This is a genomic window from Rhodococcus sp. IEGM 1372 (genome assembly GCF_030056835.1).
Lineage (GTDB): Bacteria > Actinomycetota > Actinomycetes > Mycobacteriales > Mycobacteriaceae > Rhodococcoides.
In genome coordinates, this window is the sequence record NZ_JASHKS010000007.1 from 83,933 (window position 1) to 99,877 (window position 15,945).

14 protein-coding genes and 2 pseudogenes are annotated in these 15,945 nt (G+C 65.1%); 11 read left to right on the top strand and 5 right to left on the bottom strand.

What is annotated here, in order from left to right; genetic code table 11:
- Nucleotide 1 precedes the first annotated feature (1 nt).
- The gene (gene benA, locus QM590_RS09815; RefSeq protein WP_094638972.1) at nucleotides 2–1,369 is read right to left on the bottom strand and encodes a benzoate 1,2-dioxygenase large subunit; all 1,368 of its coding nucleotides are present in this window, start codon (nucleotides 1,367–1,369) and stop codon (nucleotides 2–4) included.
- A gap of 251 nt (nucleotides 1,370–1,620) precedes the next feature.
- Between benA and QM590_RS09820 the strand changes: the two genes are divergently transcribed.
- The 9 genes and pseudogenes from QM590_RS09820 (at nucleotide 1,621) to QM590_RS09860 (ending at nucleotide 10,542) form a co-directional block, all read left to right on the top strand.
- On the top strand, nucleotides 1,621–2,550 hold the full coding sequence (locus QM590_RS09820; protein ID WP_068054375.1) for a LysR family transcriptional regulator: 930 nt from the start codon (nucleotides 1,621–1,623) through the stop codon (nucleotides 2,548–2,550).
- Nucleotides 2,547–3,650: a mandelate racemase/muconate lactonizing enzyme family protein gene (locus QM590_RS09825; protein WP_269594718.1), complete on the top strand. Its 1,104-nt coding sequence runs from the start codon at nucleotides 2,547–2,549 to the stop codon at nucleotides 3,648–3,650. The genes QM590_RS09820 and QM590_RS09825 overlap by 4 nt, the downstream gene beginning before the upstream one ends.
- A 23-nt stretch (nucleotides 3,651–3,673) precedes the next feature.
- Nucleotides 3,674–4,540 carry a catechol 1,2-dioxygenase gene (gene catA / locus QM590_RS09830; RefSeq protein WP_068054380.1) on the top strand — a complete coding sequence of 289 codons (867 nt, stop codon included), beginning with the start codon at nucleotides 3,674–3,676 and terminating at the stop codon, nucleotides 4,538–4,540.
- Nucleotides 4,541–4,545: 5 nt separating this feature from the next.
- Nucleotides 4,546–4,830, top strand: a complete 285-nt coding sequence (gene catC, locus QM590_RS09835; RefSeq protein WP_068054383.1) for a muconolactone Delta-isomerase — start codon at nucleotides 4,546–4,548, stop codon at nucleotides 4,828–4,830.
- 3 nt (nucleotides 4,831–4,833) lie between these two features.
- Nucleotides 4,834–5,751 carry an AraC-like ligand-binding domain-containing protein gene (locus QM590_RS09840; protein ID WP_269594717.1) on the top strand — a complete coding sequence of 306 codons (918 nt, stop codon included), beginning with the start codon at nucleotides 4,834–4,836 and terminating at the stop codon, nucleotides 5,749–5,751.
- A gap of 160 nt (nucleotides 5,752–5,911) precedes the next feature.
- Nucleotides 5,912–6,571 (top strand): annotated as a pseudogene (locus QM590_RS09845) (GMC family oxidoreductase); the annotation flags it as partial.
- Nucleotides 6,572–6,677: 106 nt separating this feature from the next.
- On the top strand, nucleotides 6,678–7,421 hold the full coding sequence (locus tag QM590_RS09850; protein WP_269594716.1) for a GMC family oxidoreductase: 744 nt from the start codon (nucleotides 6,678–6,680) through the stop codon (nucleotides 7,419–7,421).
- Nucleotides 7,422–7,469: 48 nt separating this feature from the next.
- Nucleotides 7,470–8,934, top strand: a pseudogene (locus QM590_RS09855) (benzaldehyde dehydrogenase).
- Nucleotides 8,935–9,039: 105 nt separating this feature from the next.
- On the top strand, nucleotides 9,040–10,542 hold the full coding sequence (locus tag QM590_RS09860) for an amidase (protein WP_269594715.1): 1,503 nt from the start codon (nucleotides 9,040–9,042) through the stop codon (nucleotides 10,540–10,542).
- Here the strand turns inward: QM590_RS09860 and QM590_RS09865 are convergent.
- The gene (locus QM590_RS09865; protein WP_149407163.1) at nucleotides 10,521–11,573 is read right to left on the bottom strand and encodes an NAD(P)H-binding protein; all 1,053 of its coding nucleotides are present in this window, start codon (nucleotides 11,571–11,573) and stop codon (nucleotides 10,521–10,523) included. The two genes, QM590_RS09860 and QM590_RS09865, sit on opposite strands and share 22 nt — an antisense overlap.
- Before the next feature lie 87 nt (nucleotides 11,574–11,660).
- Between QM590_RS09865 and QM590_RS09870 the strand changes: the two genes are divergently transcribed.
- Nucleotides 11,661–12,461, top strand: a complete 801-nt coding sequence (locus QM590_RS09870) for an alpha/beta fold hydrolase (protein WP_188078764.1) — start codon at nucleotides 11,661–11,663, stop codon at nucleotides 12,459–12,461.
- Entirely contained in the window at nucleotides 12,461–13,606 is a 1,146-nt protein-coding gene (locus QM590_RS09875; RefSeq protein ID WP_068054393.1) for a PP2C family protein-serine/threonine phosphatase, read from the top strand. The genes QM590_RS09870 and QM590_RS09875 overlap by 1 nt, the downstream gene beginning before the upstream one ends.
- Here QM590_RS09875 and QM590_RS09880 read toward each other — a convergent pair.
- The 3 genes from QM590_RS09880 to QM590_RS09890 form a co-directional block, all read right to left on the bottom strand.
- Nucleotides 13,583–13,942 carry an STAS domain-containing protein gene (locus QM590_RS09880; RefSeq protein ID WP_068054398.1) on the bottom strand — a complete coding sequence of 120 codons (360 nt, stop codon included), beginning with the start codon at nucleotides 13,940–13,942 and terminating at the stop codon, nucleotides 13,583–13,585. The genes QM590_RS09875 and QM590_RS09880 overlap by 24 nt on opposite strands.
- A gap of 69 nt (nucleotides 13,943–14,011) precedes the next feature.
- Complete coding sequence (locus QM590_RS09885; RefSeq protein ID WP_269594714.1) at nucleotides 14,012–15,343, bottom strand: MCE family protein; 1,332 nt, start codon at nucleotides 15,341–15,343, stop codon at nucleotides 14,012–14,014.
- Nucleotides 15,344–15,474: 131 nt separating this feature from the next.
- Nucleotides 15,475–15,930, bottom strand: coding sequence for a DUF8820 family protein (locus tag QM590_RS09890; protein ID WP_068054403.1), 456 nt, complete (start codon nucleotides 15,928–15,930; stop codon nucleotides 15,475–15,477).
- Nucleotides 15,931–15,945: the final 15 nt, after the last annotated feature.

Here is a 15,945-nt window from a genome sequence, read left to right on the forward strand (position 1 = left end):
GTCATTTCACCCGGCTCTCGGTAGCTGTCCTGTCGATGGCAGCGAGCAGTGTGCTGCGCCAGTAGCCGTGCTGAACGGGGAAGAGTCCCTCGTCCTCGTTCTTGACTCCCGCGGAGATCACCCCGTGCATGTCCAGTGCCTCGGCCACTGGATCCGGCCCGGTCAACCAGTGCTCGGCACCGCGGCTCATGTCGTTCCACGGCGCATTGGTCGCCTGGAACGTCAGCTGGCAGGAGCGGAATTCCTCCAGGTCGTCGGGGGTGGCCATGCCGGAAGCGTTGAAGAAGTCCTCGTACTGCCGAATCCGATGCGACCGAGCCTCTTTGCTTTCACCCTTGGGTGCGATGCAGTAGATGGTGACCTCGGTCTTGTTCGGCGCGATCGGGCGGAAGTGCCGGATCTGGGTGCTGAACTGATCCATCAGGTAGACGTTCGGGTAGAGGCACAGGTTGCGTGAGCCCTTCACCATGAATTCGCCCTTGGCATCGCCGAATTGCTCCTTGAGCGCATCCATCTGGTCCCACAGCGGCCGATCCTGGGGGTTGGCGGCCCACGTCCACAGGCACAGGTGCCCGTTGGGGTAGGACCAGTAGCCGCCACCGGACTTGCCCCAGCCGCCTGCGTCGAGGGCCTTGGTGGTGTTCTTCGATTCGCCGTTGTTGCGCCGCGAGGTGGTCGCGGCATAGTTCCAGTGCACGGCACTGACGTGATATCCGTCGGCACCGTTCTCGGCCTGCACCTTCCAGTTGCCGTCGAAGGTGTAGGTCGAGGAACCCCGCAGTACTTCGAGACCGTCCGGTGATTGATCGACGAGCATGTCGATGACCTTGGTGGTGTCGCCGAGGTGCTCGGCGAGCGTCGACACGTCGTCGTTCAGACTGGCGAACAGGAACCCTCGGTAGCTCTCGAACCTCGGCACCTTGGTGAGGTTGTGCGAGCCGTCGACATCGAACGTATCCGGATAGCCGGCACCCTCGGGATCCTTGACCTTGAGGAGTGTGCCGTCGTTGCGGAAAGTCCAGCCGTGGAACGGACATGTGAGGGTGGGGCGATTGTCGGTCTTCCGGCGGCAGAGCATCGCACCACGGTGCGCACAGGCGTTGATCAGGCAGTGCAGCTCCCCGTCCTTGTCGCGGGTGATGACCACCGGCTGACGACCCATGTGCACGGTGAAGTAGTCGCCGTTGTTCGGAATCTGGCTCTCGTGGGCGATGTAGATCCAGTTGCCCTCGAAGATGTGCTTCATCTCGAGCTCGAAGATCTCCTCGTCGGTGAAGATGCTCCGATTGGCTCGATAGATGCCGGCGTCGGCATCGTCGATCACCGCTCCGTCGATGGCGGCGTGCGCCTGATCCAAGATTTCCGTCATGGTCGTGTCCTCGCTGTCGTTCGATTCCGCGGCGGTGCAAGTCGCGTGGCGGTTGTCTCCGACTCTGACACCGAGTGGCACCGGTCACACCAGGGCTTTGCCTAGGCTCGACCAGGGTGCCTATTGATCGCTTTCACTTATCAATCGACCGGAAATAGGTCTTTGCCGTCGATGGATGTGCGGCTTACTGTGGGCAGGGTCACGCCGAGGAGTACTTCGGCTCGGAACGCGATATCGGAGAGGAAGTCACCGTGGAGCTGCGGCACCTGTATCAGTTCGTGGCGGTGGCCGAGACGTGCCACTTCGGTCAGGCTGCCAAGCGCCTGCATCTGGCGCAGCCGGCGCTCTCCCAGTCGGTTCGTCAACTCGAGGCAGAACTCGGCGTCACGCTGCTCACTCGCACCACACGGCAGGTCAGTCTGACGCCTGCGGGGGAGTTCTTCTACCGCGAGACGGTCCGAAACCTGGAGAACATCGAGCGAAGCACCCACGGTGTTCGACGCATCGCCGAGGGGCGCTACGGGCTGGTTCGTATCGGTTTCACCGGTACCGCTGCCTTCGATCAGCTGCCGCCGATCGCCAGAGCGATCAAGCAGCGCCTGCCCGGGCTCGCACTCGAGGTCCACGGGGATCTGCTCACTCCTGCTCAGGTGGAGGGGCTGCGCTCCGAGCAACTCGACGTGGCGGTACTGCGGCCGCCCGTGGCGGGCGACGATCTGGTCATCCGCACCATCACCACCGAATCTCTCTTGCTGGCAGTGCCCGTCGACCATCGGTACGCCGCCGAGGCCGCACTCGAGGTAGCCGACCTCGCCTACGAGGACTTCGTGATGTACGCGGACTCGCATTCGGTGGTCAACGAGGCAGTTCTACGTAGTTGCCGCGCAGCGGGTTTCAGCCCCCGGCGTGAGCACGAGGCCCCCGACACGTCCGTGTTGCTGGCCCTGGTCGCTGCCGGGCTCGGGGTGGCTCTCGTTCCGGAATCCGTCCGAGCACTGCAACTCACCGGGGTCGTCTTCCGGGACATCGCGGGCGCAAGCACCATAGATCTGGCATTGGCCTGGCATCGCGACCGACCGTCGGCCCTCGTCGACGCATTGGTCGGCGCTCTCGAAGAGGCCGGGGTCCTGCCCCGCGTCGACACGCTTTCTCCATCACCCGACCCGAAGGCAGTTCTATGAAGATCGTTGCAGTCGAGGCGATTCCGTACAGCATTCCGTATGTCAAGCCGTTGAAGTTCGCCAGCGGAGAGGTGCACGCCGCCGAGCACGTGCTGGTTCGAGTGCACACCGACGACGGTATCGTCGGCACCGCAGACGCGCCCCCGCGTCCCTTCACCTACGGCGAAACTCAGCGCGGAATCGTCGCGGTAATCGAAAGCCTCTTCACCCCAGCGATTCTCGGACTGACCCTGCTCGATCGGGAAGTGATTCGTTCCAGGCTGACCCGCACCGTGGGCAACCCGGTGGCGAAGGCTGCGATCGACATGGCCGTCTGGGACGCGCTCGGCCGCACCCTCGACCTGTCCGTCACCGAGATGCTCGGCGGATACACCGACCGGATGCGGGTGAGCCATATGCTCGGATTCGACACTCCGGCAGCGATGGTCGACGAGGCGACTCGAATGCGCGAGACCTACGGAATCGAGGTGTTCAAGATCAAGGTCGGTCGCCGGCCCGTAGCCCTCGACACCGCCGTCGTGCGCGCGCTCAGGGAAGGTCTCGGCGAGGGCGTCGAACTGTACGTCGACGGCAATCGCGGCTGGACTGCTGCAGAATCGGCACGCGCCATGAAGGACATGGCCGATCTCGGACTCACCCTCGCCGAGGAACTGTGCCCGGCCGACGATGTTCTCGGTCGCCGCTGGCTGGTGCAGCAACTCGATGTCCCCTTCGTCGCGGACGAATCGGCCACCACGCCTGCCGAAGTGACTCGCGAGATCCTCGGAGGATCGGCGACGGCGGTGAGCATCAAGACCGCCCGCACGGGGTTCACCGACTCGACGCGAATCCATCACCTGTGCGAGGGCCTCGGCCTGGATGTGGTGATGGGCAACCAGATCGACGGTCAACTCGGCTCGGCCTGCACCGTTGCCTTCGGTGCCGCCTTCGACCTGACGTCGCGTCGAGCCGGGGAACTTTCGAACTTCCTCGACATGAGCGACGACCTGGTGACCGAGCCGCTCGAGATCCGCGACGGAGAACTCACCGTCCCCACCGGTTCCGGTCACGGCATCGACATCGACCCCCACAAACTCTCCACCTACCGCATCGACACCTAGCCCCGAGAACGAGGAGTTTCACCATGAGTATCGACCACGCAGCATCGACAGATCTGTCCGCGGAGGTGGCCACCGCCGCCGCGTCCGGCGCGAACGCCACCCAGCGCTTCACCTCCGACAAGCAGGCCGCTGCCGACACCCCACCCGAGCGCGTGAGTCTGCTTGCTCGCCAGGTCATTTCCGCGATCCACGACACCGTCCGCGAACACAAGGTCACGTACGACGAGTACAACGCCCTCAAGGCATGGCTGATCAACGTCGGGCAGACCGGAGAGTGGCCGCTCTTCCTCGACGTATGGGTGGAACACGTCGTCGAGGAGGTGGCAGGAGAGTCCCGCGAGGGCAGCAAGGGCACCATCGAGGGCCCCTACTACGTTCCCGATGCACCCGAACTCGGTTCCGCCGCGATCCTGCCCACCCGCGACGGCGAGAAAGGCACCCCGCTGCTGTTCAAAGGGCAGGTCCGCGGTGTCGACGGTGCCGCCCTGCCCCATGCAGTCATCGAGATCTGGCATGCCGACGCCGACGGCTTCTATTCGCAGTTCGCACCCGGCATCCCGGAGTGGAACCTGCGCGGCACGGTCACTGCAGATGATCAGGGACAGTTCTGGATTCACACGATGAAGCCGGCGCCGTACCAGATTCCGACCGACGGAGCGTGTGGAAACCTGATCTCCGCTGCCGGTTGGCATCCGTGGCGTCCGGCGCACCTGCACCTCAAGGTCGCCGCAGCAGGCCACCAGCAGATCACCACCCAGCTCTATTTCCCCGGCGACGCCCACAACGACGACGACGTCGCGAGTGCGGTCAAGCCCGAGCTCATTCTCGACCCGCACGACGTCGACGGCGGACAGGAAGTCACCTACGACTTCGTTCTCGACAAGGCCTGAGCGACATGCTGTTTGCAGTGAAGATGGACGTCGCACTCCCGCAGGATCTCGATGCGGACGTGCGAACCGACACTCTCGCCCGAGAGAAGGCGTACTCGCAGCAGTTGCAGCGCGACGGCGAATGGGTCAACATCTGGCGGCTCGTGGGCCAGTACTCGAATCTGAGCATCTTCGATGTGCGGGACAACGAGCGACTCCACGAGATTCTGTGGAATCTGCCGCTGTTTCCGTACATGAGCATCGACGTGACTCCGCTCGCCGCGCACCCTTCGGACATCGCCGCGGGGTGAATCGTGGTGTGGCAGGGTGAGCAGTGGCGGGACGAGCTCGGCGACGTGTTCGCCGGGCTCGTACCCGAGCACATCGACGATCGTCCGTTGACCGGGTCGATCGAGGGCGTCACGCTCGGTGAGCTGGGTGCGTTCGAGGTCAACGGCTCACCCCAGACGGTCCGGCGCACCCGTGCGGCGGTCAAGAGATTACCCACCGACGCCGTGAAAGTCTGTGTGCAGCTGCAGGGTCGAGCGGTGGTGCGTCAGGGCGAGCACGAATTGGTCATTCGGCCGGGGCAGCTGGGAATCTACGACACTCGGCGTGCCTACGATCTGCGGCTGGAAGGTCAGTGGCGCTGTGCGGTGATGGTGTTCCCGCCCAACGCTCTTCGCCTGCCGCAGAGGTGGATCGACGGCGCGATGCAGCATGCGCACGACATCGGTTCCGGTCCCGGTGCCGTGCTCGAGTCCTTCGTCCGGGCTGCGCTGACGCAGGCCGCCGACGACTCGATCCATCCCGGCTCGGCTCTGCGCTTCGCCGATGCCGGGCTCAGCCTCATCAGCAGTGCCCTCACTGCGGACGCACAGATCGTTCTCGACGAACCGGGGGAGCAGGCGAGGAAACTGGCGGTCCTCACCTACCTGGATCGACACCTCCTGGACCCCGCGCTGTGCCATCAGTCCGTTGCCAGTGCGTTCGGTATGTCCGTGCGCAGTCTGGACAGCCTGTTCGGCGACGAGAGTTCCACTGTGACAGCAACTATTCGCGAGATGAGACTCGACGGTGCCAGGCGGGACCTGCTTGCGGATCGAACGCTGAGGTCCACTGTCGGTGCCGTTGCCGGGCGCTGGTGCTTCTCCGATGCGGCGCATTTCAGTCGGCTCTACAAGAGCAGGTTCGGTCGCAGCCCGTCTGCAGAACGTGCGGCGCTGCGCTGACCCTCTGGCCGCGAACGAGGTTGTTCGGCAACGGATCCGCCGACATTCGACGCGAATCGGCAAGAACCAGGGCGGAAATCGTCAACTGCGACGCCTCCGCGCTCCGCACACTGGTGCTCTACCGGTGTGGTGCCGGTCACTTGCGAGAGGATCGAACGAGATGGACCAAGTATTCGACTACGTGATTGTCGGTGGCGGATCCGCCGGCTGTGTACTCGCGTCACGGCTCAGTGAAAACCCCGATGTGACAGTGCTGCTGCTCGAGAGCGGTGGCCGCGACGATCATCCGGACCTCGCCGTCCCGCCGGCCTGGCCATCGCTCTGGGGCAGCAACGTGGACTACTCCTACGACACGGTTCCGCAGCACGCAGCAGGCGGCGGTGCCCACAACTGGCCGAGGGGCCACACTCTGGGCGGCAGCAGTTCCATCAACGCGATGGTTCACCTCCGCGGTCATCGCAACGATTTCGACACCTGGGCGCAGGTCGCAGGAGAATCGTGGTCGTACGACGCGGTGCTGCCGTACTTCATGAAGTCCGAGACCGTGATCGGCGGAGACGCCAAGGTTCGCGGCGACAAGGGCCCGCTGCGCCCGGCTCCGTCGTCCTCGCCGAATCCGGTGTCGCAGACATTTCTCGAGGCGGCCGCCGAGGCCGGCCACCCGATCACCGACGATTTCAACGGCACCGAGCAGGAAGGTGCGGGGTGGCACGATCTGGCGATCTCGGACGGTGCCCGTCTCAGCGTGGCATCGGCGTACCTGGCACCGGTCGAAGCGCATCGCCCCAACCTGACCGTGTCGACCGGATCGAGAGCGCAGTCCCTCGTCGTCGAGGACGGCCGCTGCGTCGCGGTGAGGTACCGACGTGACGGCGAGCCGATGACCGCGTCGGCGCGGCACGAGAATCGTTCTGAGCGCCGGAGCCGTGGACTCGCCACGACTGCTGCTGCTGTCCGGAATCGGACCGGCCGAGGAGCTCCGGGAGCTGGGCATTGCCGTCGTGCACGATCTCCCCGGTGTGGGACGGAACTTGCACGACCATCCTCTGTGCAGTGTCGTGTACGAGGCAGCGCAACCGGTTCCGTTTGCGACCACGAACCACGCCGAGGTGTCGATGCTGTGGCGCAGCAACGACGAGCTCGACGGTCCGGACATGCAACTGATGTTCATTCATGTGCCGTTCCATCAACCGTCGCTCCGTGCGCCGGAGGACAGCATCACGTTCGGTGTCACCACCGTGCCCGACAGTCGCGGCAGTGTTCGACTGGCATCGGCGGATCCGGACGATCTGCCTTTGATCGACCCGGCCTATCTGACTGCGGCGTCGGACGTGGATCGTCTGGTCGACGCCATTGCGGTGGCCCGCACCATCGCGGCGACCGATGCGTTCGCGGCGTGGGAGCTGACCGAGGTACTTCCCGGTGCCGAGGTCGATTCCGATGCTGCGCTGCGGGATTACGTCGCTCGGGGCACGGGGACCTACTACCACCCGGTGGGTACCTGTGCCATGGGGACAGGGCCGGATTCCGTCGTCGGGCCGGACCTTCGGGTGCACGGCATCGACGGCCTACGCGTGGTGGATGCATCCGTGATCCCGCGGGTCGTGTGTGTCAACACCAATGCTGCGACGGTCATGGTCGCCGAGAAGGCCGCCGATCTCATCGGTTGAGCTGCAGGGCATTTCGAGACAACGAATACGAGAGAGAAGAGATTCGACGTGAGCAACACTCTGTTGGGTACCGAATGGCACGGCCAGATCTACAGCGGCGGTTGGCGTGCGGGTGGTGGTGGGACCACGACCACTGTCGAGCCGGCGACCGGTGCGAGTTTGGGTGAGATCGGTCTGGCGAACGCCACTGACGTCGACGACGCCGTGGCCAGGGCGCGCGCCGCGCAACCGGCGTGGGCGGCCCTACCCGGTCATGAGCGTGCGGCAGTGATCCGGGAGATCGCGAAGACGCTGGATGCGCACCGCGGCGAATTCGAGGAATGGCTCATCCGGGAAGGTGGGTCGGTTCCGGGGAAGGCCGCCTTCGAGGTCGGTCTCGTGCTCGGCGAACTGTGGGAAGCGGCGGCTCTGCCCACTCAGCCCTACGGGCATCTGTTGCCCACCAGCGAAGCCGGGCGTTCGAGTATCGGCCGTCGCGTGCCGATCGGCGTCGTCGGTGTCATCAGTCCGTGGAACTTTCCGCAGATCCTGTCGATTCGCGCTGTCGCTCCTGCACTGGCCCTCGGTAATGCCGTGGTGCTCAAGCCGGACGTGCAGACCGCGGTGTCCGGTGGGGTGCTGTTCGCCCGTCTCTTCGAGGAAGCCGGTGTTCCCGACGGTCTGTTCCACGTGTTGCCGGGTGACGCCGAGCCCGGAGCCGCGGTTGCCGAGCACCCGGGCATCGGCATGGTCTCGTTCACCGGATCCACCGCCGTCGGCCGGAAAGTCGGCGAGGCAGCAGGACGCACGCTCAAACGTATCTCCCTCGAACTCGGAGGCAACAACGCATTGATCGTGCTCGACGACGCCGATCTGGAGGCGGCCAGTTCCGCGGGCGCGTGGGGATCGTTCCTGCACCAGGGTCAGGTGTGCATGACGGCCGGTCGGCACATCGTGCTCGAGTCCGTGGCCGACGAGTATCTCGATCGCCTGGCCGCTCGGGCGAAGAACCTGCCGGTGGGGGACCCGTTCACCGAACAGGTTGCACTCGGACCGTTGATCAACGAGACGCAGCTGAAGAACGTGGACCGGATCGTCTCCGAGACCGTGGCGGCCGGAGCGGAGGTTCGCGCCGGGGGGGACACACCGCGAATTGTTCTATGCGCCGACGGTTCTCGCGGGGGTCACCTCGTCGATGGCGGCATTCCGCGAAGAGATCTTCGGCCCGGTGGCTCCCGTCGTGGTCGTGCGCGACGAAGACGAGGCCGTTGCCGTCGCCAACGACACCGAATACGGTCTGGTGGCGGCGATCCAGACCGGATCGGCCGACCGGGGCAGGCACCTGGCAGATCGACTCACCACGGGCATCGTGCACGTCAACGACCAGACGCTCAACAACGACGCGTACGCACCCTTCGGTGGAACCGGGGCCTCGGGCAACGGTGCGCGATTCGGTACCCAGAGCAGCTGGGACGAGTTCACGCAGTGGCAGTGGCTCACCGTGCGAGACCACGCGCATACGTTCCCGTTCTGACCCTCGCCTCGTCGAACTCGCAGTTGTGCACGATATCGGGCCGAAATCCCTGCACAACTGCGAGTTCGGCACTCCGGCGACGGTCCCGGGACCTAGGCTGACGCCATGCGTATCGACGAGTATCGCAAGTACGACGGCCTCGGCCTGGCGGAACTGGTAGCGAACGGTGAGGTGACGCCGCGCGAGTTGCTCGATTGTGCCCTGGCACACACCACATCGATCGACCCCTCGCTCAATTCGATCGTGCGCCTCATGTCGGAGCAGGCGGACGTGCAATTGACGGGAACGCTCGACGGGCCGTTCGCCGGTGTGCCGTTTCTGATCAAGGATCTCTCGCAGGACTACGCCGGGGTGCCCACCGCGAGCGGATCCCGCTCGTTGACGAATCTGCCGATGCCCGAGCACGCAACGGTGGTGCAGCGCTGGCTCGACGCAGGCCTGGTCATCTTCGGCAAGACCAACACCCCGGAGTTCGGTGCCAAGGGAATCACCGAGCCGACCGTGTTCGGCCCGGCTCGAAACCCGTGGGACCACAGTAGAACTCCCGGTGGCTCGTCGGGCGGATCGGCCGCTGCGGTCGCGGCCGGGATCGTCCCGGTGGCAGGGGCCAGCGACGGTGGCGGTTCGATCCGCATTCCGTCGTCGTGCTGCGGGCTCGTCGGCCTCAAGCCCGGCCGCGGGCTGGTGCCGTCGGGACCGACGTTCGGTGAGGCGATGCACGGAGCGGCAGTGCAGGGCGTCGTGTCGAGATCGGTACGCGACACCGCCGCGATGCTCGACGTGTTGGCCGGCGGCGAGGCGACGTCCGGTTACTCGCCCGCCCGGCCGGACGGGAGCTTCCTGTCACGGACGGAGCAGGACCCCAAGGCCTTAAAAGTCGGCATGTATGCGGCGACGTCGGTGAATCCGAGCCCGGATCCGCAGGCCGTCGCTGCGATGGAGTCTGCCGCCAAGACACTGACCGAACTCGGCCACACCGTCGAACTTCTCGACGCCCCGCCGTACGACGATGCCCGCCTCAATCGCGAGTTCCTGCTGGCCTGGTTCACCTACCTGGCCTACGAGATGGACGAGGTCAAGCGTCGAACCGGTTGCGGTGACGACTCTTTCGAGCGGGACACCCGGATCATGGCGGCGCTGGGAAGATCCGCCAGTGGCGTCGACTACCTCCAGGCGGTGGAAGGTCGCCACGTGCACGTGCGGGCTCTGGCCACGTACTTCGAGACCTACGATCTGCTGCTGACCCCGACGATTGCCGAGCTACCGCCCAAGATCGGTGCATTCGATCTCGCGAAGCCACTGGAAATGGCGTCGGACTTGTTGTTGCGCAGTAGAACCGCCGGTCTGCTTCGGCACACCGGCATCGTCGACCAGATGATCGACGACAACATCTCGTGGATTCCGTACACCCAACTGGCCAACGTCACCGGCCGCCCGGCGCTGTCGCTTCCGCTGCACTGGACGCCGAGCGGACTTCCGATGGGTGCGCACTTCACCGCTCCGCTGGGCGGCGAAGCATTGCTCGTCCAACTGGCCGGACAGTTGGAACGAGCCGTGCCGTGGGCCCACCACTACGCCGATATCGGTCAGCGGGTAGCCCCCAGCTGAGCCTTCCCGAGGATGCCCGACGGCCGTTGCCGCACCTGGCCGTCGACGATGTCGACGACCCCTCCTGCCCACTCGGGATCGGTGTCGGCGGCAGCCTGGGGATCGGCGTGGGCATCGGTGCCCTCCTCGGCGGTCACGGTGATCGAACGCTCCAGTGCTTCCTCGACGCTCATCAGCGAGGTACCGGGCTCGGCGAACACCTCCGTTGCCGCGTTCCCGCGGCGCACCACCATGTCGTGGGTGAGGCTGTCGACCAACGAGATCACCGTGCCGGGAGGCATGCCGGTGATGATGGCGACGGCGCGCCCCACCAATCCCGTCGGCAACAGCGGCACCGGAATCTGTGCGCGACGCAGACCGGCAACGCTGCCGTATGCCTGCAGCAGCTCCGGGTAGCTCATCGTTTCGGTTCCGCCGATGTCGAACGTTCCTGGGCGTGCGGTGTCGCCGAGGGCGCGGGCGATGATGGCGACCACGTCGACGACGGCGATGGGCTGCACCTGCCTGCGCATCCACGTCGGAATCGGTGTCAGCGGTAGACGCTCGGTCATGCGACGCACCAACTCGAACGACGTCGATCCGGAACCCAGGATGATCGCCGCGCGCAGCACGGTGGCGTCGACCGAACTGTCGAGGAACACCTCCTCGACCTGCAGGCGAGAGCGCAGGTGATCGGACAGCGGGGTGCCGTCGTCGGGGATGAGGCCGGAGAGGTAGACGATCCGGCGCAGGCCGTTGCGCTCGGCGGCGGCGGCCATGGACTGCGCGGCGTGGCGATCCTTTTCGACGAAGTCGCCCTCGTCCATCGAGTGCACCAGGTAGACGACGGCGTCGACATTCTCGGTCGCGGTGTCGAAGGTCTCGTGATCGTCGAGGTCGAAGTGCACCGCGGTGACGTGCGCGCCCCAGGCGAAACGTGATTTCTTGCTCGGATCGCGCATGGCCGCGTGCACCTCGTGGCCCTGCTCGAGAAGGACCGGGATCAGCCGGGATCCGATGTATCCGGTTGCACCGGTGACCAGTACTCGCATGAGATTTCTCGTTTCTGTAGGTACAGGCCATACCCGGTCGGGGCAGTCTCACTCCCCGCTGTCGTAGCCAGGTGACAGACTGTGCGGGTGAGTGCGCGCATCAGGAACAACGTCAAGGTCGTGGGGGCTGCCGACGGTCCCGTGGTGATGTTGGCTCACGGCTTCGGATGTGACCAGACGCTGTGGCGCTCGGTGACCGACATCCTGGCCCCGAATTTCTCGGTCGTGCTCTTCGATCACGTCGGATCAGGAGCGTCGGACCCGGCGGCCTGGGATGCCGACAAGTACGCGCCGCTGGAGGCCTACGCCGACGACATCATCGACATCGCCGAGGAACTCGACCTTCGTGACGTCACGTTCGTCGGGCATTCGGTGGCGTCGATGATGGGCGTTCTCGCAGTTCAGGCGGCACCCGAGCGATTCTCCAAGCTCTTTCTCCTGACGCCGTCTCCGCGATACATCGACGACGGTGACTATCGCGGCGGTTTCAGCCGCGAGGACATCGACGAGCTGCTCGAGTCGTTGGACAGCAATTATCTGGGCTGGTCCGCTTCGATGGCACCGATCGTGGTCAATGCGCCGGATCGGCCGGATCTCGAGAACATGTGGTCCGCGAGCTTCTGCCGAACCGATCCCGAGTGCGCACGGGTGTTCGCCCGCACCACCTTTCTGTCCGACAATCGCGCCGATCTGGCCGGGGTCACCCTGCCCACGATGATCGTCGACTGCGCACGGGATTCGTTGGCTCCGCCGCAGGTCGGCAGATACGTGCACGAACACATCGCCGGCAGCACTCTGCAGACGCTCGACGCCAGCGGGCACTGCCCGCACGTCACTCAACCCGAACAGACCGCCGAGGCGATTGCGGCCTTCGTGAGACCGGCGTAATGCACGAGCTGGACATCGAGGACCTGTACGAGAACGCGCCGTGCGGTTACCTGTCGGTCTATCCCGACATGCGGATCGCGAGGCTGAACGCGACGCTGGCGGGTTGGCTCGGCTTCGAGGTCGACGCCCTGATCGGGACCGACTTCACCCAACTTCTCACCGCCGGTGGCCGCATCCACTACGAGACCCATTTCGGTCCGATTCTGCGGATGTACGGTCAGCTCGACGGCATCGCGCTCGATTTCGTGACGTCCGATCGACGTCGGCTGCCGGTGTTCATGACCGCGAACGTCAAGACCGACGAGTCGGACACGCCGGTGCTCATTCGCATCACCGCGCTCGACGCCAGGGACCGTCGCACCTACGAACGCGAGTTGCTCGAGTCCCGGACGCGAGCAGAGCTGCTGGCCAAGACACTGCAGCGGTCGCTGCTGCCGCCTGCCCTGCTGCCGCCGTCGGGAATGACCGCTGCCGCGCACTATCACGCGGCATCGAGCGACGAGGTGGGTGGAGATTTCTACGATCTGTTCCCGCTGTCGGACGATCGCTGGGGATTCTTTCTCGGCGACGTGTGTGGCAAGGGTGCGTCGGCTGCAGCCGTGACGTCGTTGACGCGGTACACCCTGCGCGCTGCCGCGGTGTACGACCACGACCCGGTCGCTGTACTGCACAATCTGGATTCGGTTCTGCGCCAAGAATTCCGCGAGAACAACGCGCAGTTCTGCACGGCGGTGTTCGGGGTGCTCAGTCGTTCGGCCGATGGATTCGAGGTGTGCATGGCCAGTGGCGGTCATCCGCCGCCACTGGTGATGCGTGCCGACGGCAGTGCGCACTACGTCCACATGACGGGCGGGCAACTCGTCGGGATTCTGCGTCATGCGCGCTTCGTGCCTGCCACCGTGACGTTGAGCGCGGGCGACACCCTGATGCTCTACACCGACGGCCTCACCGAGGCCAAGGTGGGCACAGGTCGATACGACGACGAGGGCGCGCTGTTGGAATTCGCGACGGCCCATGCCCCGGCGTCGCCTGCGGTCATCGTCGAGGACCTACGGGTACTGCTGAACAGCTTCGGCGACGGCTTGGCCGACGACGCAGCAGTGATGGCGCTGGGAGTGGCGTCAGTCGAGAGCGGCGAGAGCTGACGCGAGATCGGCGTGCAGCGCGAATTCCTGATCGAGACCCATCAGTTTGATCGGGCGGCTGGTGGTCGGCCCATCGGCGACGACCGAGAAGGCAACGGTGTCTCCGTGATCCTTCTGCGTCGACGCCAGCACGGTCATGGCAGCCGAGGCTAGAAACGAGACCTTGCTCAGATCGACGATCAGGGCAGCCGGTGTGGTGGAAATCTGCGCTTCGATCGCGGACGACAGCGCGGGGGCCGTGGTGACGTCGAGTTCACCGGCGACCGCGATGACGGCTGCGCGCCCGTCGTTGCTGGACTGGATGGAAAATCCGGCGGTGTTCGTATCGGCTGGCATGTGTGTACTCCTGAATCGTTACCCGCCGCGCTCGTCGACGGGGTCTGCGGTCCATTCAATCAGTAGGTCCTACCTGAACGTGACCTGCGTTCCTCTGAGTGCGGGAGCGCCGACCGTCGTGGTCCAGGACGGCACTGCGTCGGGCTCGATTCCAGTGGCCCCGCCGTAGACGACGGCCAAGGTCTGTTGCTCGGTGACCGAGTTCGCGTACGAAGCCGGTACGGGGGAGAGCTGCGGAGCCGGAAGTGACGGAAGGTCCTGCTGACCGGGGTTTCTCGACGGCACCTGGTACGAGCCGTCGTTGGACGAGCCGCCCGAGTACTGGGGAAAGTATTCGCCCGCCGAACGGTCGAGGGGGCTGGGGCAGCTCGGGGGCCGGTTCTGCTCGAACAGTCGCGGTTCGTCCTGGTTCGGCAGGTACCGCCCCTTCGGGTTGACGAAAGGCATCGAGACGTTGATGCCGGGATACTCGTCGCCGACGCCGGTGACGATTCGGCCGCGTCTGGCACCCTCGGCGAATTGGGCAACGGTGCAGCCGACAGCCGGGGAGAACTCGGCGAACACCTCGAGCGCCTCGCGTGAGTTCGCGGCCAGTCCGATGATGTCGGCGGCATTGGCGTCGAGGAAGTCAGCGGTCGTGCTCGAGGCCGACGTGACCGAGGAGTACAGCGTTTCGAGTGCCGGGCGCTTCTCGACGACGGTGTTGCCGGTGGTCCGCAGGTTGTCGAGTGCGTCGATCAGTTCGGGTGCCGCGTCGGCGTAGGTCTGCGAGAAGTCGGCGAGTCCGCGCAGGTCCTCCTGGATAGCCGGAAGCTCGGTGTTGAGCCCGGCAAATATGTTCTCGAGTCGGTCGATCGTGAGGCCGAGTTCCTCGCCGCGACCGCTCAGACCCTGTGCCAGCGCACCGAGGGTGTTCGACAGATCCTCCGGTGGCACGGCCTGGAGCAGCGGTAACAGGCCGTCGAGCACCTGTCCGACCTCGATGGCGTTGCCGCTGCGATCCTGCTTCAACACCGCTCCCTCGGTGATCGGCGACCCGGGCCTGCCGTCCGGCAACTCCAACGCGACGTATCGCTCGCCGAACAGTGTCTTCGGCAGCAGTCGCGCGGTGGCGTTCGACGGAATCATCTCGGCCATGTCCGGTTCGATGGCCAACTCCGACGTCACGACGCCACCGGCCGTCGTCGCCGATCGCACTTCGCCGACGATCATGCCGCGAACCTTGACGTCTGCGTTGCGGGGAAGTGCGTTCCCGACGGAATCGGTCTCGAGGGAGACCGTCACGACGTCCTTGAACGTCTTGTTGTACGAGGTGACGCTCCACCCGACGAACATGACGATGAGTACGACGAGACCGATTCCGAGGAGTCGGTTCTGGACCGGCGAGGGGGAGCCGGTCATGGATGAGTCGCAACGACGACAGCAGTCATGTCGCGAACCTTAGTGGTACACAACGTCACACTTACTACCGAAGATTGCTTTGTGAGATGGACCTAGCACTTCGGCAACAATGTGATGCGAGCCACTGATTCTCAGTCGGCGATCAACTGAGGCGCATGGAACCAGCCGCCCTGTCCGCCTTCACGCTGACGGCCGATGACGTATCGACCCGGAGCGATTCCGGTGGCTCCGTGTTCGGGGTGAATGAGGTACGCCGTCTGCGAGTTGGCCAGAATTCCCAGGGCGAGACCTCGGACGTCGTGGACGGGACTGAGCCACGTGCAGATGCCGCCGTCGGCGACCAGGCTGTGCGGGTTGCCGCCCGCAGCGCTGCGCAGCAGTTCGATTCCCGTCAAGGGCACGTCCTCGCGACGGGTCTGCTCGGTGGGGACGACTATGCCGTCGAGCAGTACGTACGGTACGACGATCAGATCGCCCTGGGCTTGCAGGCCGTCGATGACGGGCACGGAGATCTCCTTGTCGAGATAGTCGAATACGTCGAGGCCGGTGAGGTCGGTCAGTGCGGACAGCGTGATGTTCGAGTTCATGTTTTGTCACCTTGG

Bases quoted from the DNA above. Each gene is read 5' to 3' on its own strand.
- benA (WP_094638972.1), bottom strand. From the start codon at position 1,369: ATGACGGAAATCTTGGATCAGGCGCACGCCGCCATCGACGGAGCGGTG.
- QM590_RS09825 (WP_269594718.1), top strand. From the start codon at position 2,547: ATGAAGATCGTTGCAGTCGAGGCGATTCCGTACAGCATTCCGTATGTC.
- catA (WP_068054380.1), top strand. From the start codon at position 3,674: ATGAGTATCGACCACGCAGCATCGACAGATCTGTCCGCGGAGGTGGCC.
- catC (WP_068054383.1), top strand. From the start codon at position 4,546: ATGCTGTTTGCAGTGAAGATGGACGTCGCACTCCCGCAGGATCTCGAT.
- QM590_RS09860 (WP_269594715.1), top strand. From the start codon at position 9,040: ATGCGTATCGACGAGTATCGCAAGTACGACGGCCTCGGCCTGGCGGAA.
- QM590_RS09865 (WP_149407163.1), bottom strand. From the start codon at position 11,573: ATGCGAGTACTGGTCACCGGTGCAACCGGATACATCGGATCCCGGCTG.
- QM590_RS09875 (WP_068054393.1), top strand. From the start codon at position 12,461: ATGCACGAGCTGGACATCGAGGACCTGTACGAGAACGCGCCGTGCGGT.
- QM590_RS09880 (WP_068054398.1), bottom strand. From the start codon at position 13,942: ATGCCAGCCGATACGAACACCGCCGGATTTTCCATCCAGTCCAGCAAC.
- QM590_RS09885 (WP_269594714.1), bottom strand. From the start codon at position 15,343: ATGACCGGCTCCCCCTCGCCGGTCCAGAACCGACTCCTCGGAATCGGT.
- QM590_RS09890 (WP_068054403.1), bottom strand. From the start codon at position 15,930: ATGAACTCGAACATCACGCTGTCCGCACTGACCGACCTCACCGGCCTC.